Origin of the sequence: Streptomyces sp. P9(2023) (assembly GCF_032436795.1) — a bacterium.
In the GTDB taxonomy this organism is placed as follows: Bacteria; Actinomycetota; Actinomycetes; order Streptomycetales; family Streptomycetaceae; genus Streptomyces.
The window spans coordinates 1-794 of record NZ_JAUPWM010000107.1 but is presented as its reverse complement, the minus strand read 5'-3'; the positions used below and the strand labels follow the sequence as shown (position 1 = coordinate 794).

Annotated in this window: 1 protein-coding gene; it reads right to left on the bottom strand. The window is 72.8% G+C overall.

The genetic code is table 11. The annotated features are described in order from the left end of the window. Positions 1-89 precede the first annotated feature (89 nt). Entirely contained in the window at positions 90-710 is a 621-nt protein-coding gene (locus Q5762_RS36850) for a class I SAM-dependent methyltransferase (protein WP_315896679.1), read from the bottom strand. Between the last annotated feature and the right edge of the window lie 84 nt (positions 711-794).

Sequence of the window (794 nt, the reverse complement as noted above, 5' to 3'; positions counted from 1 at the left end):
GGCGAGCTGGTGGGCGCCGTACGTGGTCCAGGTGCCCACGTTCTGTGTCTCGAAGTCCTTCATCGGTTTCTCCGCGGTAGAGGGGGTGGTCAGGGGCGGAGGGCGTAGCAGCGCAGGACGTCGAGGTCGGCGGTGCGTACGACGGACCATCCGGTCGTGAGGGTCTCGGCTTCCGCACGGGTGATCCCGAGTGCGAGGAGGGCCGGATCGGTGGTGGTCCGGCGGTCGGCGATCTCGGTGACGACCCAGAACACCCCGCCCGGGGCGAGGAGTTGGCGGACTCGGCTGAGGAGGGCCGCTTTGTCGTCCATCCACCGGTAGACCAGGCGACAGGTGATGACCGCGTACGCCGGTTCCGGGAGGGCGGTGAGGTCGTCGGTGGTGATGTCCAGGCTCTGCCAGACCGGCCCGGGGGATGGCCCGGTGTCCTGGGCGGCGGCGAGCGTGATGGCGCTGGGGGAGCAGTCGACGCCGGTCGTGCGGTACCCGAGCTCGTGATGTCGGTGCTGGGTCATGGTGCCGCTGCCGCTGCCGCTGCCGCTGCCGCTGCCGCTGTCGATGTCGATGTCGAGGGCGGGGCGGGCGCGGCCGGGGCCGAGGTGCTCGTCCAGCAGCCGCCGCTCGGCGTCGTCGAGCTGCCGGTACCGGCGGCCCTGGGCCCACAGCGGCTCCCAGTAGGAGGCGCTTGCGGTGGACGCGGTGGCGGTCATGATGCTCCTTCACGGGCGGGCGGCACGGCCGGGGAGTCGGGCGGGGCGGGCATGTCCCGCAGGGCTCGGACGGGGGAGGTCGGC